The following is a 19995-nucleotide window of genomic DNA, read 5'->3' on the forward strand; positions in this document are numbered from 1 at the left end:
CGGGGAGCGCCCCGAAGGGGCGCGGGGAACTGCGCGACCAGCCACCACCGGCCTGCAGACGACGCACTCCGCTTCCCACGGAGCGCTCAGTGGCGCCCGCTGCCCCCGCTGCCGAAGGAGCCGCTGCCCCCGGGGCTCCACTTCTTCTGCTCGTCGGTCAGCTCCTCGGGGTGGGCGCCCGGGTTCCGCATCTCGTGCGGAAGGCGGCGCTCCCCGTTGGCCTCCGTCTCCATCTCGTCCGACTCGTGGTGCTGGGTGACGTAGCCGACCGACTCCTCGTCGTGGGCGTGGCCCGGACCGTGGTCGGGCGTCTCGGGCCCGGTCCGGTGTTCCACCGGCGTCTCCCACGCGCCCGAGCGCCGCTGCGGCTGGCTGGGCGGGGGCGGCTCGTCGTCCCGCCACCTGCGTCCGAAGACCACGGCGGCGATCAGGATGGCGACCACGAAGAGGCCGACGATGAAGGGTGCGATGCCGCCGAGGTAGGCGGGGAGGGCGAGACCCAGGTGCTGAATGCGCATGGATCTCGGGTACCCGTCGGCCGCCCTGTCAAGACCGCCGCTGGGCCGAACGGGTGAGGGCGCTCCGTCCCCGTCCCGCCCCCGTTCCGCTTCCTTTCCCCTCCCGCGTCTCCCACGTCCTGCGCGGTCCTACGCGTTGCGCTCCGCTTCCGCGGCCCGGATCGCATCGCGGTAGGTGCGGGCGGCGGCACGCAGGGCCGTCTCCGGCTCGACGCCGGCCGCCTCCGCCCGTACGGCCAGGGCGAGCAGCTCGTAGCCCACGCCGTCCCCGGCCGGAAGGGCGACGTCCAGGCCCTCGGTGCGGACCCGGGAGGCGAGCTTGGCCGCGAGGGCCAGGGCGGGCTGGCCGAGGGGGACGCCCTCGGTCACCGAGGCGCGCCGCTTCTCGGCCGCCTTCTTCCGCAGCCAGTGCTCCTTGACGTCCTCGGGCGTCTCGGCGGTCTCCTCGCCGAAGACGTGCGGGTGGCGGTGGATGAGCTTGTCGACGATGGTGCCCGCGACGTCGTCGACGGAGAACGGCTCGTCCGGGTCGTCCTGGGCGATGCGGGCGTGGAAGACGACCTGGAGCAGGACGTCGCCCAGCTCCTCCCGCAGGGCCTCCCGGTCGCCGGTCTCGATCGCCTCCAGCAGCTCGTACGTCTCCTCCAGCCCGTACTTGGCCAGGTCCTCGTGGGTGCGGATGCCGCTCCACGGGCAGTCGGCCCGGATCCGGTCCATGACCTGCACCAGGTCCAGCAGGCGGGCGCCGGGCAGGTCGTACGAGCCGGGGAGCAGCTCCAGCGCCGGCATCGACTCGCGGCCCGAGCCGGCCAGCCGGGCGAGGCCGTCGGTGAGGGCCGACTCGCCCTCGGCGGAGGTGAGCACCACGGCGGTGCGCTGCTCCGCGGCGCAGTAGTCGACCAGCTCGCGGGCGGTGGGCGCCGCATGCTCGACCACGACGCCGGCCTCCCGCAGATACGGCAGCTGCGGGTGGCCGGCGTCGGCGCACACCACCCGGTCGGCGCCGCGCAGGGTCTGCCAGGCGGGCCAGGACAGCAGGCCCGGGGCGACCCGGTGGCTGGTGGTGAGGAGGACGATGCGGCCCCGGGAGTCGGTGCCGGAGCCGTGGCCGGTTGTGGAGTCGGTGGCGGAGTCGTTCACGTGGTCGAGCCTAGGCGACCGCGTGCGGCCCGGCTCAGGCCGGCTGACCGGGGACGGGCGGGGCGTCGGGCCGCAGCCAGGGCTCCGTCAGGGTGCGGGCCGTGCCGCGGGTGGCGTCCCAGGTGCCGTAGCGCGGGTTGACGTCGACGTGCAGGGCCTCGGAGGTCTGCTTCAGGACCTCGTTGGCGCGGGCGGTGCCCAGCTTGCTGTTGAGCTTGGTGTGGACGAGGTCCATGGTCAGGGCCCGGTCGATCTGGTCGGGGGCGATGCCGAGTGCGAGGAACCTCGCCTCCGTGGCCTCCGGACCGCCGTTGGCCTGCTCCACCTGGGCGCGCTGCTCCTGCGTCTCGCGGCGGGTGACGGTCACGCCGTGGTCCCGGCCCGCCTTCTCCACGATGCGGTCCTGGATGAGCCGGATGAGGGTGTCCTGGCCCAGCCGGGCGCTGTTGGCCAGCAGTTGCTGCGCCTGCGGGGACGAGCGCTGCGCCTCCCGCACGTCCTTCACCTGGCTCTGCAGCTCGGAGACGGTGATCCGGTCCTTGCCCACGACGGCGGCGGCCCCCGGATGCGGGGTGGATCCGCACCCGGTGAGCAGGGGCACCGCGGCGAGCAGTGCGGCGGAGCTGGAGACGGAGAGCGCTGTCCTGCGGCGGAACATGAAGCCTCCCGGCGAAGATCGTGTCATCGACCTGCGGTGATCGATGGTAGGGAGTCCCGATGGCCGAGGCCACTGATTCGCCCAACGATTCCTGGGGTGTTGCGATGTGTACGGCGATCCGGAACTCCCCCGTCCGGACGGTTCAGGCCATCACCTGGCCCAGCCACTGCAGGGTGTGCCGGGATCGTCCGGGAGGCTTTCGAAGTCCCGGGCAGCGGGCGGGGGCGCCGGGGGCCGCGGGTCGGCACGGGCAACGGAGTCGTGACCATCAGCGCCCAGGACGGATACTTCAAGACCAGCGGATGCACCGATTGGAAGAAAACCGGCTGAACCGGATGACGCGGGCACTCGTCTCCAGGTCGGGAAGCCGGACGTCCGGCAGGCCCCCCGCAGCGGTGCGGGAGCCGCCGCAGCGGGCCCCTGGCCCCACAGGAGGAGAGGACCACCCATGGACTCGGCCACAGCCGACGTTTCGGCATCGGGCCGGAGCGCGACCGCGGCCCCGCTCGAGAAGCACACCTGGGCAGCACGGCTGCGCGCACCGCGGCTGGACCCGTACTGGCTGAGCGGCGTCCTCTTCCTGCTCTACACGGCACTGTCGGTCTGCCGGCACCGACGGATGCTGACCATGTCCTGGGACCTGGGCATCTTCGAACAGGCCATACAGGGATACGCACGGCTCCGGGCGCCCATAGCGGACCTCAAGGGGCCCGGCACCAACATCCTCGGGGATCACTTCAGCCCCGTCACCGCACTGATCGCCCCCGTATACCGGGTCTTCCCCGGCCCCCTGACCCTGCTCGTCGTGCAGGCTGCGCTGTTCGCCCTCTCGGCCGTGCCCGTCACCCGGCTCGCCGCCCGGCTGCTCGGGCGAGGGCGGGGCCTCGCCGTCGGAGCCGCCTACGGCCTGTCGTGGGGAGTGCAGCGGGCCGTCGACTTCGACTTCCACGAGATCGCCTTCGCGATGCCGCTGCTCGCCTTCTCCCTGGAGGCGGTGGTGGCCCGGCGCTGGCGGGCGGCGGTGTGCTGGGCGGCACCGCTCGTCCTGGTCAAGGAGGACCTGGGGGTCACGGCCGCCGCCATCGGCGTGCTGATACTGGTCCGTCTGCGCGGAGCCGGGCGGCAGCCGCGGGCCGCCGTACTGGCCGCCGGGCTGGTGGCCTTCGGGCTCGCCGCCACCGCCCTGGCCCTCGGCGTCATCATCCCGGGCTTCAACAACGGCGGCTCCTACGACTACTGGAACAAGATCGACGGCGGCCAGGGCCCCGCCCCGGTCATCCCCCTCGACACCGCGCTGCGCACCCTGCTGTGGATCCTGCTGCCCACCACCGGCCTGCTCGCCCTGCGCTCACCCGTGCTGATCGCGGCGCTGCCCACCCTGGGCTGGCGGTTCGCCTCCCACGACGACCACTACTGGGGCACCGACTGGCACTACAACGCCGTGCTCATGCCCATCGTCTTCATCGCCCTGACCGACGCCCTCTCCGGCGCCGGGCACAGCAGCCGCCCCTGGCTGAGGACGTATGCCCGGGGACTGCCCACGGCCGTCGTCGCAGCGGCCCTCGCGCTCAGCGCCTCCCTGCCCGTCTACAGCCTCACTCTGCCCGAGACCTACCGGATACCCCAGGGCGTCCGGGCCGCCGAGCGGCTCCTCGACCGCATCCCCGACCACTCCACCGTCGAGGCGGACGTCGGCCCGATAAGCAGGCTCGTCAACCGCTGCCGCGTCTTCTGGACAGGCGACACGCGCGGCATCGACCCGGACTACATCGCCCAGCACACGGACCCCGGCAAGAGCACCGCCGACCTGATCGCCGAGGCGCACCGGATGCACCCCGAGGCCCGGTACGCCTTCCTCGGCTCCGGAGGCGGGTACACCGTGCTCCAGCGCGTGCAGTGACCGCGGCTCAGGGGGTGCCCGGGCGGGCCGGACACCCCCTGAGGGCGATCAGCCCAGGATCGTGGTGAGGAACTCCCCCGTCCACGCCAGCAGTTCCCGGCCGACCAGCGGCTTGCCGCCGATCGGGCGGGTCGCCGGGCGCGGCACCAGGATCTGCTGGGTGGCGGGCTTCATGACCGTGCGCGGGTACAGCCGCTTGAGGCGCAGCTCCTGCGACTCCCGCAGCTCCACCGGGCCGAAGCGCACATTGGTGCCCTGGAGGGTGATGTCCGAGACGCCGCACGCCCGGGCGAGCATGCGCAGCCCGGCCACCAGCAGCAGGTTCTCCACCGGCTCCGGCAGCTTGCCGTAGCGGTCGGTCAGCTCCTCGCGGACGGCCTTGACGTCCTCCTCGGAGTTGGCCGAGGCGATGGCCCGGTAGGCCTGGAGGCGCAGCCGCTCGCCCGGCGCGTAGTCGTGCGGGACGTGCGCGTCGACGGGCAGCTCGATCTTCACCTCGAGCGGCGCCTCCGGCGCCCCCTCTCCTGGCGATTCCCCGCCCTCGACCGAGGCCCGGTAGTCGGCCACCGCCTCGCCCACCATGCGGATGTAGAGGTCGAAGCCGACGCCCGCGATGTGTCCGGACTGCTCGCCGCCGAGGAGGTTGCCCGCGCCGCGGATCTCCAGGTCCTTCATCGCCACGTACATGCCCGCGCCCATCTCCGTGTGCTGGGCGATGGTGGCCAGCCGCTCGTGCGCGGTCTCGGTGAGCGGCTTCTCCGGCGGGTAGAGGAAGTAGGCGTAGCCGCGCTCGCGGCTGCGGCCCACCCGGCCGCGCAGCTGGTGGAGCTGCGACAGGCCGAAGTTGTCGCCCCGCTCGACGATGAGGGTGTTGGCGTTGGAGATGTCGATGCCCGACTCGACGATCGTCGTCGAGACCAGCACGTCGAACTTCTTCTCCCAGAAGTCGACCACGACCTGCTCCAGCGCCGACTCCGACATCTGTCCGTGCGCCGTCGCGATCCGCGCCTCGGGCACGAACTCACGCAGCCGCGCAGCCGCCCGGTCGATGGACTCCACACGGTTGTGGATGTAGAAGACCTGGCCCTCGCGCAGCAGCTCGCGGCGGATCGCGGCGCCGATCTGCTTCTGGTCGTACGGGCCGACGAAGGTCAGCACCGGGTGCCGCTCCTCCGGCGGCGTGGTGATCGTCGACATCTCGCGGATGCCGGTCACCGCCATCTCCAGGGTGCGCGGGATGGGCGTCGCGGACATCGTCAGCACGTCGACGTTGGCGCGCAGCTTCTTCAGCTGCTCCTTGTGCTCGACGCCGAAGCGCTGCTCCTCGTCGACGATGACCAGGCCCAGGTCCTTGAACTTCGTCTCGGACGAGAAGAGCCGGTGGGTGCCGATGACGATGTCGACGGAGCCCTCGCGCAGCCCCTCCAGCACGGCCTTGGCCTCGGCGTCCGTCTGGAACCGGGACAGCGCCTTCACCACGACGGGGAACTGCGAGTACCGCTCGGAGAACGTGCCGAAGTGCTGCTGGACGAGGAGGGTGGTGGGCACGAGCACCGCCACCTGCTTGCCGTCCTGCACCGCCTTGAAGGCCGCGCGGACCGCGATCTCCGTCTTGCCGTAGCCGACGTCGCCGCAGACCAGGCGGTCCATGGGGACGGACTTCTCCATGTCCTCCTTGACCTCGGCGATGGTGGTGAGCTGGTCGGGCGTCTCCGCGTAGGGGAAGGCGTCCTCCAGCTCCCGCTGCCAGGGGGTGTCCGGGCCGAAGGAGTGGCCGGGGGCGGCCATCCGGGCGGAGTACAGCTTGATCAGGTCGGCGGCGATCTCCTTGACGGCCTTCTTGGCGCGCGCCTTGGTCTTCGTCCAGTCCGCGCCGCCGAGCCGGTGCAGGGTGGGCGCCTCGCCGCCGACGTACTTGGTGACCTGCTCCAGCTGGTCGGTGGGGATGTAGAGGCGGTCGCCGGGCTGGCCGCGCTTGGCGGGCGCGTACTCCACCAGCAGGTACTCGCGGGTGGCGCCCTGGACGGTGCGCTGGACCATCTCCAGGTAGCGGCCGACGCCGTGCTGCTCGTGGACGATGTAGTCGCCGGCCTGCAGGGTCAGCGGGTCGATGGTCTTGCGGCGGCGGACCGGCATCCGGCCCAGGTCCTTGCTGGCGGACTTCTGGCCGGTCAGATCGGCCTCGGTCAGCACGGCGACCTTCAGGCCGGGGTCGACGAAGCCGCTGTCGAGGGAGGCACAGCAGACGTGCACGACCGACGGGGACAGCTCGGCCGGGTCCGCGTCCAGGCGGGCCGGGATGCCCTCGCCGCCGAGCACCTCGGCCGTGCGGGCCGCGGGGCCGTGGCCCTCGGTGACGAACACCGTCCGCCAGCCGTCGGCGATCCAGCCCTTGGTGTCGGCCAGGGCGCGGGCGGTGTCGCCGCGGTAGGTCTCGGGCGCGTGCATGCCGAGCTTGAGGGTGTCGCCGTCGAGGTCTTCCTCGCCCGCGGCGAAGGGGCTGACGGACCACCACATCATGCCCAGCTCGCGGGCCCGGTCGCGGACGTCGGCGATGCCCCACAGGGAGGCGGCGTCCACGTCGATGGGCGCCTCGCCGCCGCCGGCCGTGGCCGCCCAGGACGCCTGGAGGAACTCCTGGCTCGTGGCGACGAGGTCCGCGGCCCGCGTCCGCACCCGCTCCGGGTCGCAGACGACCGCCATGCTGCCGGCCGGCAGCACGTCGAGCAGCAGCTCCATGTCGTCCACCAGCACGGGGGCGAGGGACTCCATGCCCTCGACCGCGATGCCCTCGGCGATCTTGCCGAGCAGCTCGCCCAGCTCGGGGTGGTCCTCGGCGAGCGCCGCGGCCCGCTCCCGCACGCTCTCCGTGAGCAGCAGCTCGCGGCAGGGCGGGGCCCACAGGCCGTGCTCGGCGACCTCGAGCGAGCGCTGGTCGGCGACCTTGAAGTAGCGGATCTCCTCGACGTCGTCGCCCCAGAACTCGATGCGCAGCGGGTGCTCCTCGGTCGGGGGGAACACATCGAGGATGCCGCCGCGCACCGCGAACTCGCCGCGCTTCTCGACCAGTTCGACGCGCGCGTACGCGGCGGCGGCCAGGGCGTCCACGATCTCTTCGAGGTCGGCGCTCCGCCCGGCCCGCAGGCTGACCGGCTCCAGGTCGCCCAGCCCCTTCACCTGCGGCTGGAGCACGGACCGCACGGGGGCCACGACGACGCTGACGGGACCGGCGGCCGGGTCGTCCTTGCTGGGGTGCGCGAGCCGGCGCAGCACGGCGAGCCGGCGGCCGACGGTGTCCGAGCGCGGGGAGAGCCGCTCGTGGGGCAGCGTCTCCCAGGCCGGGTAGTCGACCACTGCGTTCTCGAGGCCTGCGGGCATCAGTGAGCGCAGCGCCGCCGCCAGGTCCTCGGCCTCCCGGCCGGTGGCCGTGACGGCCAGCACGGGGCGGCCCGCGTCGCGGGCGAGGGCGGCGATGGCGAACGGGCGGGCGGCCGGCGGCCCGACCAGGTCGACGTGCGGCCGGTTGCCGTCACCCGCGGCCTTCACCGCTTCGGCGAGCGCCGGATCGTTGACGACGGCGTCGAGCAGACCGTGCAGGCTCATGAAGGGCATCCCGTCCCGGACAGTGGACAACGAAGATCGCCCGGCGCGTGTGGTGCGTACGGGCCGGGGGCCTCCAGACTACGACGGCGGGCCGACACCCGCCGGTCCACTGCGTGGGCGGCCGGGGGCCGCCGCCAGGGGGGCGGGGGCCGCCGCCAGGGGGGCGGGGGCCGCCGCCAGGGGGCGGGGTGGGTTCGGCACCGCCGGATTCCCCGGTGGGGGCTGCTCGCCGTTGCGGCGGGAGTTTGTTCCCCGTACCCGCCCCTTCCCGAAACCGGGGGCTCTGCCCCCGGACCCCAGTGACGCGACCCGGCCCGGGCCCGCACCCCCGTGGCGGGCCCGGGCCGGGTCGGCCCCGTGGACGTCAGTCCGTCGCGATCGCGTTCAGGACGTTCATCCGTCCCGCCCGGAACGCCGGGACCAGCGCGGCGAGCAGTCCCACCACCGCCGCCCCGACGAAGACCGAGCCGATCGTCGGCCACGGGATGTCCAGCACGCCCAGCCCCTGCGTGGCCAGCAGCTTCTGCGCGGCCGTGCCCCACGCCATGCCCAGGCCGAGGCCCAGCAGGGCGCCGAAGAGGGCGATGACCACCGACTCCATGCGGATCATGCGGCGCAGCTGGCGGCGCGAGAGGCCGATGGCGCGCAGCAGGCCGATCTCGCGGGTCCGCTCGACGACCGACAGGGCGAGGGTGTTCACGACGCCCAGGACCGCCACGATGATCGCCAGGGCCAGCAGGCCGTAGATCATGTTGAGCAGCTGGCCGACCTGGTCCTTGATCAGCTCCTTGTAGTCGGCCTGGTCCCGGACCTTGAGCTGCGGGTAGTCGGCGACCGCGGCCTTGAGGGAGGCGGCGGCCTCCTTCGCCTTGCCGTCGGCGGCCTTGACCAGCACCAGCATGTCCAGCGGCATCTTGTCGGCCGGCAGGTACTGCCGGGCGGTGTCCAGGGCGAGGAACATCCCGCCCTTGTTGATGCTGGTGTCGTCCGAGGTGATGGCCTTCACCCGGAGTCCGGCCGTGCGGCCGTCGAACATCGCGACGGTGAGCTTGTCCCCGAGCTTGATGCCGTGGTCCTTGGCGAAGCCCTCCGGCACGGACATGGCGTCCTTGCCCCAGACGTCCGCGAACTTGCCCTGCACCGTCTCCGTGATCAGGTCCTCGCCGTAGGTGGCCTCGGAGGCGTTGAGGCCTTCCTTGACGGTCTTGCCGTCGGGGAGGGTGAGCTTGGCGTTGACGGTCGTGATCGGGGTGAAGTGCGCGACGTCGCCCGCCGACCGGACGGCCTTGCTCTGCGCGGCGCTGAGCGGCTGCCCGTTCTCGTTCTGGATGATGAAGTCCGCGCCCACCGACTTGTCGAGCTGGTCCGTGGCCGAGGCGACCATGGACGAGCCCACCACCGACAGGGCGGCGACCAGCGCGAGGCCGATCATCAGGGCCGAGGCCGTGGCGCCCGTACGGCGCGGGTTGCGCAGGGCGTTGCGCTCGGCGAGCCGGCCGACCGGGCCGAAGAGCCGCAGCACGATCACGCTGATCCCGCGGACCATGAAGCCTGCGAGCAGCGGGCCGACGACCACGAAGCCGATCAGGCTCAGCAGCACGCCCAGGCCCAGCATCCCCGAGCCCGCCTTGGCGTCGTCCGCGTTCGCGGCGGCCAGCAGCGCGCCCGCACCGGCGACGGAGAGCACCAGACCGATGGCGGTCCGCACCTTGCCGGCCTTGCCGTCAGCGGGGTTGCCCGCCTCGCGCAGCGCCGACATCGGGGAGATCTTCCCGGCCCGGCGGGCGGGCAGGTAGGCGGCCAGCAGCGTGACCAGGACGCCGATCAGCAGGCCGACCAGGGGCGTGGTGGCCTTGATGGTCAGCTCGGAGGTGTCGAGGTTCATGCCCATGGAGCCCATGAGCTTCATCAGGCCGACGGCCAGCGCGATGCCGCCGCCGATGCCCAGGACGGAGCCGACGACGCCGAGCAGCAGGGCCTCCACCCGCACCGACCGGTTGACCTGGCTGCGGCTGGCGCCGATGGCCCGCATCAGGCCGATCTCCCGGGTGCGCTGGGCGACCAGCATGGAGAAGGTGTTGACGATCAGGAAGATGCCGACGAGCAGGGCGATGCCGGCGAAGCCGAGCAGCGCGTACTTCATGACGTCCAGGAAGGAGCCGATGGTCTTCTTGTTCTCGGCCTTGGTCTCGGCGGCGGTGTGCACGGTGTAGTCCGTGCCGATGGCCGCGGTGACGTTCTTCTTCAGCTGCTCGTTGCTGACGCCCGAGGCGGCGGTCAGGCCGAAGTTGCTGAACCCGCTGTCGGTGCCGAGCAGCCTGGTCTGCGCGGTCGGGGTGTCGAAGTAGAGGACCGCCGCACCGGGGTTGGTGGTCTTGTACGTGGCGAGGCCGACGATCGTCACGGAGAAGTCGCCCGGGGCCGCCATGACGCGGAGCTTGTCGCCCGTCTTCAGGTCGTGCTTGCGGGCGGTGTCGGCGTCCAGGACGACCTCGGACGCACCGTGCGGCTCGTGGCCGCTGGTGATCTCGACGGACTTCTTGGCGCTCTCGCCCCAGTTGACGCCCACGGTGGGGGCGCCGGACGTGGGGCTGATGCTCTTGTTCCCCGCCTTGGCGGCGGTGATCTGCTGGCTGTTGGCGTGCGGCTCGACCTTGGCGACGCCCGTCACCTTGGCGAGCCGGTCCTGGAGGGACGCCGGGAGGGTCTGCGGCCTGCCGGTCTCCTGGGCGTCGTCGTTCTTCACGGGGGCGACGCTGACGTCGGAGGCGGTGGACGCGAAGAGCTTGTCGAAGGTCGCGGTCATCGTGTCGGTGAACACCAGCGTGCCGCACACGAAGGCCACCGACAGGAACACCGCCACCGCGGAGAGGGCCATGCGGCCCTTGTGCGCGAGGAAGTTGCGCAGGGAGGTCTTGAGGACGGTCACGACACCCGGCCCCGGGCGTCGAAGTTCTTCATGCGCTCGAAGACGGCCTCGGCGGTCGGCTCGTACATCTCGTCCACGATCCGGCCGTCCGCGAGGTAGAGGACGCGGTCGGCGTAGGAGGCGGCGACGGCGTCGTGCGTCACCATGACGATGGTCTGCCCCAGTTCGTCCACCGAGCGCCGGAGGAAGCCCAGCACCTCGGCGCCCGCGCGCGAGTCGAGGTTTCCGGTCGGCTCGTCACCGAAGATGATCTCGGGCCGGGCGGCGAGGGCGCGGGCCACGGCCACGCGCTGCTGCTGGCCGCCGGAGAGCTGGTTGGGGCGGTGCTTGAGGCGCCCGGAGAGACCGACGGTCTCCACGACGCGGTCCAGCCACCCCTGGTCGGGCTTGCGGCCGGCGATGTCCATCGGGAGCGTGATGTTCTCGATGGCGTTGAGCGTCGGCAGCAGGTTGAACGCCTGGAAGATGAAGCCGATCCGGTCCCGGCGCAGCTGCGTGAGCTTCTTGTCCTTGAGGCCGGTGATCTCGGTCTCGTCGATGAATATCTGCCCCGAGGTGACGGTGTCGAGCCCCGCCAGGCAGTGCATCAGCGTCGACTTGCCGGAGCCGGACGGACCCATGATGGCCGTGAACTGCCCGCGGGCGATGTCCACGTCGACGTGGTCGAGCGCGACGACGCGGGTCTCCCCGGACCCGTACGCCTTGACGACTTGCCGCGCCCTCGCGGCGACGGCCGCATGACCTCCGCTGCCCCCGGTCACGGGAATCGATACAGCCGTAGCCACGGTTATTGCTCCTCTTTCTTGCGCTTTGCCTGCTCTGCCCGCTTGTTGTGCGGCGCATTCAAGCCTGCTGGAGTGCGGCGGTGACGGCGATGGTGCCCGTCCGTGTCTTCGGGGTGGGGCTGCCCCCACCTCCGACCCCCCGGCCGCCCTCAAGAATGTATGCACCGCGTGAGGGTCGTTCCTCCTGCTGCGGTACGAACCGCGAGTAGGAGAAGGTACGGAGGAACCCCTAGGGGATCCCCCGCCGCGGACCCACCGGGCCTCGGGGTCGGCTACGCACGCCGTACGCACATCGACGGACAAAACGACTCTTGAGGGGTAACGGCCCGCGAAGAATCGGTGAAGCCCGTCCTCGGGCAAGACAATTGGGGCCAGAGGGAATTAGTGTTCGGGTCTAACAGGCTGAGGGGGGCTGTGCGTGCGACCCCCTTCGTACGGCCGCCGGTCTCCCAAGGAAGCAGCCTTCGTGAAGATACTTCGAACTCGCGCTGCCAGCGTCTCCCGCCAGGGACTGTGTGCTGCTCTGCTCGTCGCAAGCCTGACCACGGCCGCCGTGGGCGCCAGCCCGCCGCGGAACTCCGCCGGTGACGACCCCTCCCCCGGCCCCGACAACCCGCAGAGCCGACCGCACGGCGTCCCCAACCTGACCCTCCCCGACCTCGTTCCGCGCCCGGGCACCACCCCGGCGCCCGGCGCGACGCCCGGCGACACCCGCGACGGCGAGGTCCTGGGCATCCCGGCCACCGCCCTGGCCGCCTACCGGAACGCCGAGAAGCTCGCCAAGGAGCGCTACCCCGCCTGCCACATCCCGTGGCAGCTCATCGCGGGCATCGGCAAGGTCGAGTCCGAGCACGCCGTGTCCTACGGGCTCCAGCCGGACGGCCGGACGCTGAGACCGATCCTCGGACCCCGGCTGACGGGCGGCCAGTTCGCCACCGTCCCGGACACCGACGGCGGCCGCTGGGACGGCGACAAGGAGTACGACCGGGCCGTCGGCCCCACCCAGTTCATCCCCTCCACGTGGGAGAGCTACGGCGCCGACGGCAACGGCGACGGCGTCAGCGACCCCAACAACATCTTCGACGCCGCGGCCGGCACCGCCCGCTACCTGTGCGCGGGCGGCAAGGACCTGAACAACCCCGGCGACCTCGACAAGGCCGTCCTCAGCTACAACCAGTCGCGCGAGTACGTCAACGCCGTGCTCGCCTGGATGCGCAAGTACCAGGGCATCGACGCCAGCCAGTTGCCCGAGGTCCCGGCCATTCCGCGCCCGTCGGGCACGACCCCGCTGCCCACGCCGCCGTCGTCCCCGACCCCGTCCGCACCGAGCGGTCGCGGCAGCGGCAGCGGCAGCGGCAGCGGCAGCGGCAGCGGCAGCGGCAGCGGCACGGGCAACTCCGGCGGATCCGGCAACTCCGGTTCGACCGGCCACCCGGGCAACACCAAGCCCTCGGAGCCCAACAAGCCGGGTGATTCCGGCAATTCAGGCAAGCCCAGCCGCCCCACCGACCCCAGCAAGCCGGACAACCCCGGCAAGCCCGGCGGTGGCGACAACGGCGGCGACACCAAGCCCAACCCGCCCGCCCCCGTCACCCGTCTCGACCGCGTCGGCGGCCAGCAGCTGGAGGCCACGGCGGGCGAGTCCTTCGACGGCCGGCTGCGCGTACGGGCCCTGGACCGCGACGGCAAGCCCGCCCCGGCCGGCACCCGCGTCCGCTTCGAGGTCATCGGCCTGGAGACCGCAGCCCGCTTCGACGGCGACACCCGCACCGTCACCGTGCAGACCGCCGGGGACGGCACGGCCACCGCGCCGGAGCTGCACGCAGGCGACAAGGCGGGCACGTTCACCGTGCGCGCCACGGTCGAGGGCAAGGACGGCGCGAAGATCGCCCCCGTCGACTTCGCCGCCGCCGTCAAGCCCGCCCCGCACGCGGACACCATCGCCCGCGTGGGCAGCACCCCGCTGAAGGCCAGGGCGAACGGCGCCTTCGCCGAGAAGATCCGGGTCAGGGCGCTCGGCAAGGACAAGCCCGTCGCGGGCACCGCGATCACGGCCACCGTGCTCACCACGGAGGGCAAGGACCCCGCCAAGGCCGGTCCCTACTTCAAGGACGCCGACGGCAAGCCGGTGCGCACGCTCGCCCTCGCCAAGGCCGACAAGGACGGACTGGTCACGCTGCCGGAGCTGTTCACCGACGACCAGCCCGGCACGTACGTCCTCCGGCTCACCACGGACGACGGCGTGACGCTCATGCTGGCGCTCACCGTCGAGGCGGCCCCGGCTACCCCGGGCACCCCGACCGCCCCGGCCACGCCGACCGCTCCCGCCACCCCGGCGAAGCCCGCCGTCAAGTAACCGCAGCGCCCGTCCTGCCCGTTCCCCACCGGGACCGGGCGGGACGGGCGCCCGGTCACCCGCCGGACACCCCTCAGGGCGTGTCCGCGTCCTCCGCCACCGGCTTGCCCGTCAGGGCCGCCAGGCTGTGCCGCACATGTGCCATGTGGGACCGCAGCTCCTCGCGCCGCTCCTCGTGCTCCCGCAGCACCCGCTCGGTGTCCCGGGCGATCCGCTCCTCCCGCACCCGGGCCTGCGCGATGACCGCCGCCGCCTGCGCCTCGGCGTCCTCCTGCCCGTGCCGCGCGGCCTCCTCGGTGTCCGCGTAGTGCCGCCGCGCCTCGCCCAGCGCCGTACGGGCGTACTCCTCCAGCGCCGCCACGCGCGCGTCCATCGCCGCCTCGCGCTCCGCGATCTCCCGGCCCGCCGCGTCCCAGCGCTCCGCGTGCTCCTTCTCCTGCTCGGCCAGGGTCATGGCGGTGCGCTGGCGCATCTCCTTCAGCGCCGCCAGCGAGTCCTCGCGCCGCTCCACCGACTCCTGCCGCGCCGTCGCCCGCAGGTCGTCGGCCACGGTCTGCGCGGCCAGCCGCGCCTGCCGCGCCCACTCCTCCGCCTCGGCCCGCACCGCCACCGAGTACTCGTGCGCCGCGTCCCGCAGCCCGCGCGTGTACGCCCCGACGGACTCCTGAAGCTCCGCCGCCTCGGCCTCCGTGCGCTCGCGCAGCCCTGCCGCCTCCAGCTCGGCCGTCGTCACCAGCCCCTGGGCCCGCGGCCCGAGGGTCTCGTACGTCTGCGGGGGAAGCTTCGCGACGACCTGGCCGAGGCGCCGTACCTCGTCCTCCATCTCGCGCGCGAGGACCGTGAGCCGCGCCGCCCGCTCCCAGGCGGTATCCCGCTGACGGGCGAACTCCGCCAGCGCGCGGTCCACCTGCTCGGGCCGGTACCCCCGGCCCCGTACCACAGCGAAACCGTCAGGAGACACCGATGAACTCATCCTTGTAGCCCCTCATATCCGGAAATCCGGTGCGCGACGCGGCCCGGCATCCATCATTCCCGGACGGGCGGAGCGCCCTCGACGCGACACTCCGCGGCGCCGGGCGCCCGGCGCCGTCCGCGCGTGCACGTCTCCGCCGACCGGCCGCTAGAAGAGACCGTCCCACATCTGCTCCAGCAGCACCGCCCACCAGTTCTCCGGCGACGCCAGCGCCGCCGGGTCCAGCGAGGCCAGCTGCTCCTGAAAGTCCACGGTCCAGCGCCCTGCCTGCTCGGGCGTGAGCCCGTAGCGCCACCGCCACATCTTGCCGAGCAGCGCCAAAGAGCGTACGAACTGGGGAAGGCTCGTGTTGACGAACTGCGGCGGCACGGGCTGCCCGCCCGGCCCGGCCTCGGCGGGCACGGCCACGATGTGCGCGGTGCCGTACTGCACGCACAGCTGACGGCCGTAGTCGCTGCCCATCACGAGGTACGAACCCGCGTCCGACGCCGGCTGCACGCGCCGCTCCGCGGCCAGCTCCGCCAGCGTCGGCACCGGACGGCCCGGCTGAGCCTGTGCCCAGAAGAACGGACCGAAGTCCGCCGGCAGCCCCGCCCACACGAGCGTCTGCGCGACCACCTCCGGCACGCCCTGCCGCGACACCGCGCGCTGGTCGAACCGGAAGACGCCCTGCGGACCGAACGCCTCGGTCAGCTCCCGCCCGATCACGTCCGGGCCGACCGGCGGCGCCGGGTGCAGCTGGCCCGGGTGCGGCAGCGGCACCCGGTTCGGCGCCGGGCGCGCGGGCCCGTCCGCGACCTGGTGCAGCTCGCCCTGGTGCTCCACGAGGTGGCGCACGCCCTGCTGCCGGGTGGCGTGGTCCCGCCCGTACCCGGCGGTGTGGCTGATCCGCACCTGCGGCCAGGTCTCCCGGATCATGCGCGCGCAGTAGCCGCCCGGCAGGTCGCAGGACTCCAACTCGGTGTGCAGCTCCAGCACTTGCTGCGGCGGCACGTTCATGGCGCGCAGCTCGTGCAGGATCTGCCACTCGGGGTGCGGGGTGCCCGGCGCGCTGCGCCGGATGATCTGCTGCTCGGACCCGTCCTGGGCGCGGTACCGGAGTACGGCCATGTAGCCCGGCCCGACGGTGGGCAGCCCGGTCGGGGGGTAGCCGTAGCCCTGGGGGGCGGCCGGCGCCTGCGGCGGCGGGGGCGCGCCGGGGCCTGCGGGCCCGGCGAGCATGGTGGCCGCCGCGTGCACCCCGCCACCGGGGGTGCCGGGCGCCTGCGGCTGGGCAGGTGCCTGCGGGGCACCGGGCAGGCCGGGGGCCTGCGGCGGCGGAGGGGTACCGGGGCCTGCGGGGCCCGCGAGCATGGTGGCGGCGGCGTGCGCCCCGCCGGGGGCGGCAGGCGCCTGCGGCGGCTGACCCGGGACGCCGGGGGCACCGGGAGCGTGCGGCATGCCCGGCGCGCCCGCCTGGGCGGCGCCGGGGACGGGCGGCTGACCGGGAGCAGCAGGAACCCCGGGTGCGGGGGCGGCTCCGGGCGCACCCGGAGCACCGGGGACGGGCGGCTGACCGGGGGCACCGGGCGCGGCCTGGGCGCCGGGGGCCGGAGGCATGCCGGGGGCACCCGGGACGGGCGGGGCAGGCGGAACCTGCGGGGCGCCGGGGACGGCGGGTGCGGCAGGGGCACCCGGTGCACCCGGCGTGCCCGGTGCCGCGAGGCCCGGGGGGAGGCCCGCGCCGAGGCTGGCCTCGTCCAGCTGGGAGACCAGCTGCGTGCGCACGTACCCGCCCTGCGGGGCGCCCTGAGGAGCGGTCGGCGGGGCGGTCGGCGGGGCGGCGGGGCCGTCCGCCGGGGCGCCGGGGGCGGCGAGCGCCGGGGCGACCGTCGTGCGGGGCAGGGCGCTGCCCTTCGGCATCAGTTCGGTCCTGGCCTCCGAGCGGCCGGCCGGCGGCGGGGCGTCGTCCAGGTCCGAGCCGGACAGGGCCGGTGCCAGCACCGTGGCGGGCAGGCCGACGGAACGGTCGTCGTCGTCCGCCACCACATCGGCACCCGCCCACGGTTCGGCGGCGGCGGGCCCGTCCGCCGGAGCCTCGGGGAACGCACTGGGCGAAGGCACGGGCGAAGCCGCGGCCGCGGGCTCAGGCGAAGGAGCAGGAGCCGGGGCGGGGGCCGGGGCGAGGACCGGGGCCGGAACGGGAGCCGGGGCAGGTGCAGGTGCAGGTGCAGGAGCCGAAGGTGCTTCCGCAGGGGCAGCACCGGCCGCAGCACCGTCGCCGGAAGTCGCGCCCGCAGCCGCAGCCGCGGCACCGGCCTCCTCGGCAGCCTTCCCGCCGCCGGCCGAGGGCTCGGCAGCGGAACCGGACCTGCGGTCGGGGATGCCCATCGCGTCCGCCGCGTCCTGCAGCCACTGCGGCGGACTCAGCAGGAACGACGTCGCCTCCAGGTCCACGCGCCGCGGCGGCGTCGCCTTCGCCTCCGGTTCCGGTTCCTCCACGGACCCGTACTCCTCCTCGTACCGCCGGATCACCTCGCCCACCGGCAGCCCCGGCCACAGCGTCGTCTCACCGCTGTCCCGGGCGACCACCAGCCGCAGCCGGGAGCCGTCGCCCGAGGGACCGTCCTCCCGGTCCTCCGCCCAGCAGACGAAGCCCAGGTCGAACTCCCGCACCCGCACCTCGCGTTGGAGGTACGCCGGCACATCGCCGTTGACCCAGCGCTCCGCGCGCTCCTGCGCCTGCGCGAACGTCACCATCGCGTGCTCACCCCTCCACCGGGACGGCGTACGCGAAACCGCCGTCCACCATCAGGTTCGCCACCGTTTCCAGCTCCGGCGGACCGCCCGCCAGGCGCGACAGGAACGCGTCGAAGTCCTCACCACAGGGCAGCAGCAGCCGCTCCACCCTCTCCTGCACCGTCCAGCCGTCGCGGTCACGGGCGTCGTCGTACGGGCAGAACCAGACCGAACCGATCGCCTCGCCCTTGACCTTGACCGCCAGCACACCGCCCTGCACGAAGCCGACGCCCAGGTAGTCCTTGGTGAAGTGGTCGCGCAGGCACTTGTTGACGTAGACGAGGTCGTTGACCGCCGCCTCGTCCCGCACCGTGAAGAAGGGCTGGTCGAGCAGGAGCCCCAGCTCCGCGTCGAGCGCGGCGCCCACGGGCGCACAGCCGCCCGCCGCCTTCAGGAACGCCCGGTACGCGCCGGGCAGCCGGTAGCCGAGGTCCTCCTCGACGCCCTGGACCTGTTCCTCCGTCACCGCCAGGTCCCGCTGCGGCAGCGCGAAGTGGACCGGGCGGGTCTCCTGGAGCGGGCGCGTGCCCCGCTTCTCCTGGTCCACGGCGGCCGTGGCCAGTCCGCCGTGGTGCCGCAGCAGTGCCTTGACCTCGGCCGGGATCAGCTCCAGCCGGCGTGTGCCGGCCACGTGGTGCCAGGTCCAGCCGTGCGGCGTCGCGACCGGCGGCAGGCTCGCCCACAGCTCGTGCCCGGCGGCGTGCTGCGCGGCGTTGGCCGACACGTAGTCGGTCAGCCGCAGCTCGTCCACGCCGAACCCCTCCGGCGGCTCGGCGATCTCCGCCGCCGCCCGAGCGTAGGGCGAGAAGTCCGGACGGCCCTCGTCGTCGACGCGCACGCCCTTGGGATGGCGACCGCGCCGGACCGGGTCCGGGAAGTGCACGACCTGCCCGGCGTAGGCGGCGTTCGGCGGCGCGGCCTGTTCTCCGGCCTGGGGGCCGGGAGGCGCGCCCAGCCCGAGCCGACCTGTCGTCATGGCGGAAGCCCCCTGCTGACTGCTGACTGTGTCCTGTGCGTGGGCCACAGCCTATGCGGTGCCGCAAGACGGGGCCCCGACCGTACCGCGCGAACGCTTGCAGATGCGTACGGCTCCAAGATCATCCAAGATCGACCGCGGCACCCCGCAGTTCTCTCGACTCCGGAGCGCCCACCCGCACTCCACTCGCGACACCGAAGCAACCAACCGACACACCAGCCACACGCAACGCCGACCTGCCTTTCACACCCGCCACCCCATTTGGCAGGCTGATCCCCGCAACAGGGGGATTGCACGGGAGGGAAGACACCGCCATGCACACGACTCAGGAACGGCACGCCGACGGGACCGCATCCGGCGACCCCCGGCTCACCTGGAGTTCCACCGAGGACGCCGAGCGCCCGCCTGCGCTGCTGCACCGCCGCGACGGCATCCTGCCCGCCGTCGCCGCCGCCCTCTCCGTCCGCGGCGAGACCCTCACCTGCACCGCCGGCAAGTCCGACCAGCCCCCCAGACTCCACCCGCTGGTCCAGGACTTCCTGGACACCCTCACCAGCGACCGCCGCGAGCGCTTCACCGGCCGGTGTCCCGAGGCCGTCCTCCTCACCCGCTACCTCACGGCCCACGAGGCCGGCCGCAGCAAACGCGCCTCCCGCAAACCCCTCACCCACGGCGAGGCCCGCCGCGCCCTCAAGCAGGCCAAGCTCACCGCCCGTCACATCCGTGAGGAGGGCGACCCCCGGCACGGCGGCTACGCCCCGCCGTGCCGCTCCTGCACCGCTCTCCTCGCCCACTTCGGCGTCCGCACCGTCGACCCCGCCGCCCCGACCAACGGCAGGAACTGACCACCACCCATGCGCGCATTCGACCGCACCGCCGCCACCCGTTTCCCCGTCGCCGTCGACGCCGCCCTGCGCGAAGCGGGCTGGCAGCCCGGCCGCTGGGACATCAAGGCCGCCGAGAACTGGGCCGACGCCCTCCGCGCCCATGTCTCCCCCGCGGGGCACCGGCACACCGTCTTCCCCGCCGCCGTCGAGGCCTGGGCCGAGTTCGGCGGGCTCGCCATCACCCCGCCCGGCCCCGGCCGACACATCGCGCCCACGCCGTTCCACATCGACCCCCTGCACGGCCTGCACCTCGCCCGCACCGTCGCCGACCTCGGCCGGGCGCTCGGCGCGGACGTCTGCCCCCTCGGCCAGGAGCTGGACGGCCAGGCCCTCCTCGCCATCGACACCCACGGCCGGGTCTACAGCCTCGACCACACCGGGGACTGGTACCTCGGTTCCGACATCGATCACGCGATCGGCGCCCTGGTCACCGGCACCCGCCCCTCCCGCCTCTCCGCGGGCGCGGCCACGGCCCGCTGACCTCGGGGCCAC

Annotated in this window: 13 protein-coding genes; 4 read left to right on the plus strand and 9 right to left on the minus strand. The window is 73.4% G+C overall.

The genetic code is table 11. The annotated features are described in order from the left end of the window. Positions 1 to 86: 86 nt before the first annotated feature. The 3 genes from AC1Z4A_RS12215 to AC1Z4A_RS12225 form a co-directional block, all read right to left on the minus strand. Positions 87 to 518: a DUF6479 family protein gene (locus AC1Z4A_RS12215; RefSeq protein WP_483678173.1), complete on the minus strand. Its 432-nt coding sequence runs from the start codon at positions 516 to 518 to the stop codon at positions 87 to 89. Between the two features lie 129 nt (positions 519 to 647). Then, a complete protein-coding gene (locus AC1Z4A_RS12220; RefSeq protein ID WP_483678174.1) occupies positions 648 to 1658 on the minus strand; it encodes a nucleoside triphosphate pyrophosphohydrolase in 1011 nt (336 codons plus the stop codon). A gap of 34 nt (positions 1659 to 1692) precedes the next feature. Beyond that, a complete protein-coding gene (locus AC1Z4A_RS12225; protein ID WP_483678175.1) occupies positions 1693 to 2316 on the minus strand; it encodes a SurA N-terminal domain-containing protein in 624 nt (207 codons plus the stop codon). Between the two features lie 448 nt (positions 2317 to 2764). Here AC1Z4A_RS12225 and AC1Z4A_RS12230 point away from each other — a divergent pair, with 448 nt between their 5' ends. After that, complete coding sequence (locus tag AC1Z4A_RS12230; RefSeq protein WP_483678176.1) at positions 2765 to 4216, plus strand: DUF2079 domain-containing protein; 1452 nt, start codon at positions 2765 to 2767, stop codon at positions 4214 to 4216. Positions 4217 to 4264: 48 nt separating this feature from the next. Here the strand turns inward: AC1Z4A_RS12230 and mfd are convergent, their stop codons facing one another. The 3 genes from mfd to AC1Z4A_RS12245 form a co-directional block, all read right to left on the minus strand. Continuing rightward, the gene (gene mfd / locus AC1Z4A_RS12235) at positions 4265 to 7819 is read right to left on the minus strand and encodes a transcription-repair coupling factor (RefSeq protein WP_483678177.1); all 3555 of its coding nucleotides are present in this window, start codon (positions 7817 to 7819) and stop codon (positions 4265 to 4267) included. 364 nt (positions 7820 to 8183) lie between these two features. Continuing rightward, a complete protein-coding gene (locus AC1Z4A_RS12240) occupies positions 8184 to 10748 on the minus strand; it encodes an ABC transporter permease (RefSeq protein ID WP_483678178.1) in 2565 nt (854 codons plus the stop codon). Further along, positions 10745 to 11533: an ABC transporter ATP-binding protein gene (locus tag AC1Z4A_RS12245; RefSeq protein WP_483678181.1), complete on the minus strand. Its 789-nt coding sequence runs from the start codon at positions 11531 to 11533 to the stop codon at positions 10745 to 10747. Before AC1Z4A_RS12245 ends, AC1Z4A_RS12240 begins: the two co-directional genes overlap by 4 nt. Before the next feature lie 466 nt (positions 11534 to 11999). On the opposite strand from AC1Z4A_RS12245, the gene AC1Z4A_RS12250 reads away from it, so the two are divergent. Continuing rightward, positions 12000 to 13889 carry a lytic murein transglycosylase gene (locus AC1Z4A_RS12250; RefSeq protein ID WP_483678183.1) on the plus strand — a complete coding sequence of 630 codons (1890 nt, stop codon included), beginning with the start codon at positions 12000 to 12002 and terminating at the stop codon, positions 13887 to 13889. Positions 13890 to 13962: 73 nt separating this feature from the next. Here AC1Z4A_RS12250 and AC1Z4A_RS12255 read toward each other — a convergent pair whose 3' ends face one another. The 3 genes from AC1Z4A_RS12255 to AC1Z4A_RS12265 form a co-directional block, all read right to left on the minus strand. Next, entirely contained in the window at positions 13963 to 14862 is a 900-nt protein-coding gene (locus AC1Z4A_RS12255) for a cellulose-binding protein (protein WP_483678185.1), read from the minus strand. A 147-nt stretch (positions 14863 to 15009) separates the two neighbouring features. Beyond that, a complete protein-coding gene (locus AC1Z4A_RS12260) occupies positions 15010 to 17601 on the minus strand; it encodes an SUKH-4 family immunity protein (protein WP_483678188.1) in 2592 nt (863 codons plus the stop codon). 7 nt (positions 17602 to 17608) lie between these two features. Then, complete coding sequence (locus tag AC1Z4A_RS12265; RefSeq protein ID WP_483678190.1) at positions 17609 to 18616, minus strand: SMI1/KNR4 family protein; 1008 nt, start codon at positions 18614 to 18616, stop codon at positions 17609 to 17611. A 314-nt stretch (positions 18617 to 18930) separates the two neighbouring features. Here AC1Z4A_RS12265 and AC1Z4A_RS12270 point away from each other — a divergent pair, with 314 nt between their 5' ends. Both AC1Z4A_RS12270 and AC1Z4A_RS12275 read left to right on the plus strand, forming a co-directional pair. Further along, a complete protein-coding gene (locus AC1Z4A_RS12270; RefSeq protein WP_483678191.1) occupies positions 18931 to 19461 on the plus strand; it encodes a YwqJ-related putative deaminase in 531 nt (176 codons plus the stop codon). A gap of 9 nt (positions 19462 to 19470) precedes the next feature. Continuing rightward, a complete protein-coding gene (locus AC1Z4A_RS12275; protein ID WP_483678192.1) occupies positions 19471 to 19983 on the plus strand; it encodes an SUKH-3 domain-containing protein in 513 nt (170 codons plus the stop codon). The last annotated feature ends 12 nt before the right edge of the window (positions 19984 to 19995 follow it).

It is taken from the genome of Streptomyces sp. 17_S59 (assembly GCF_056930295.1).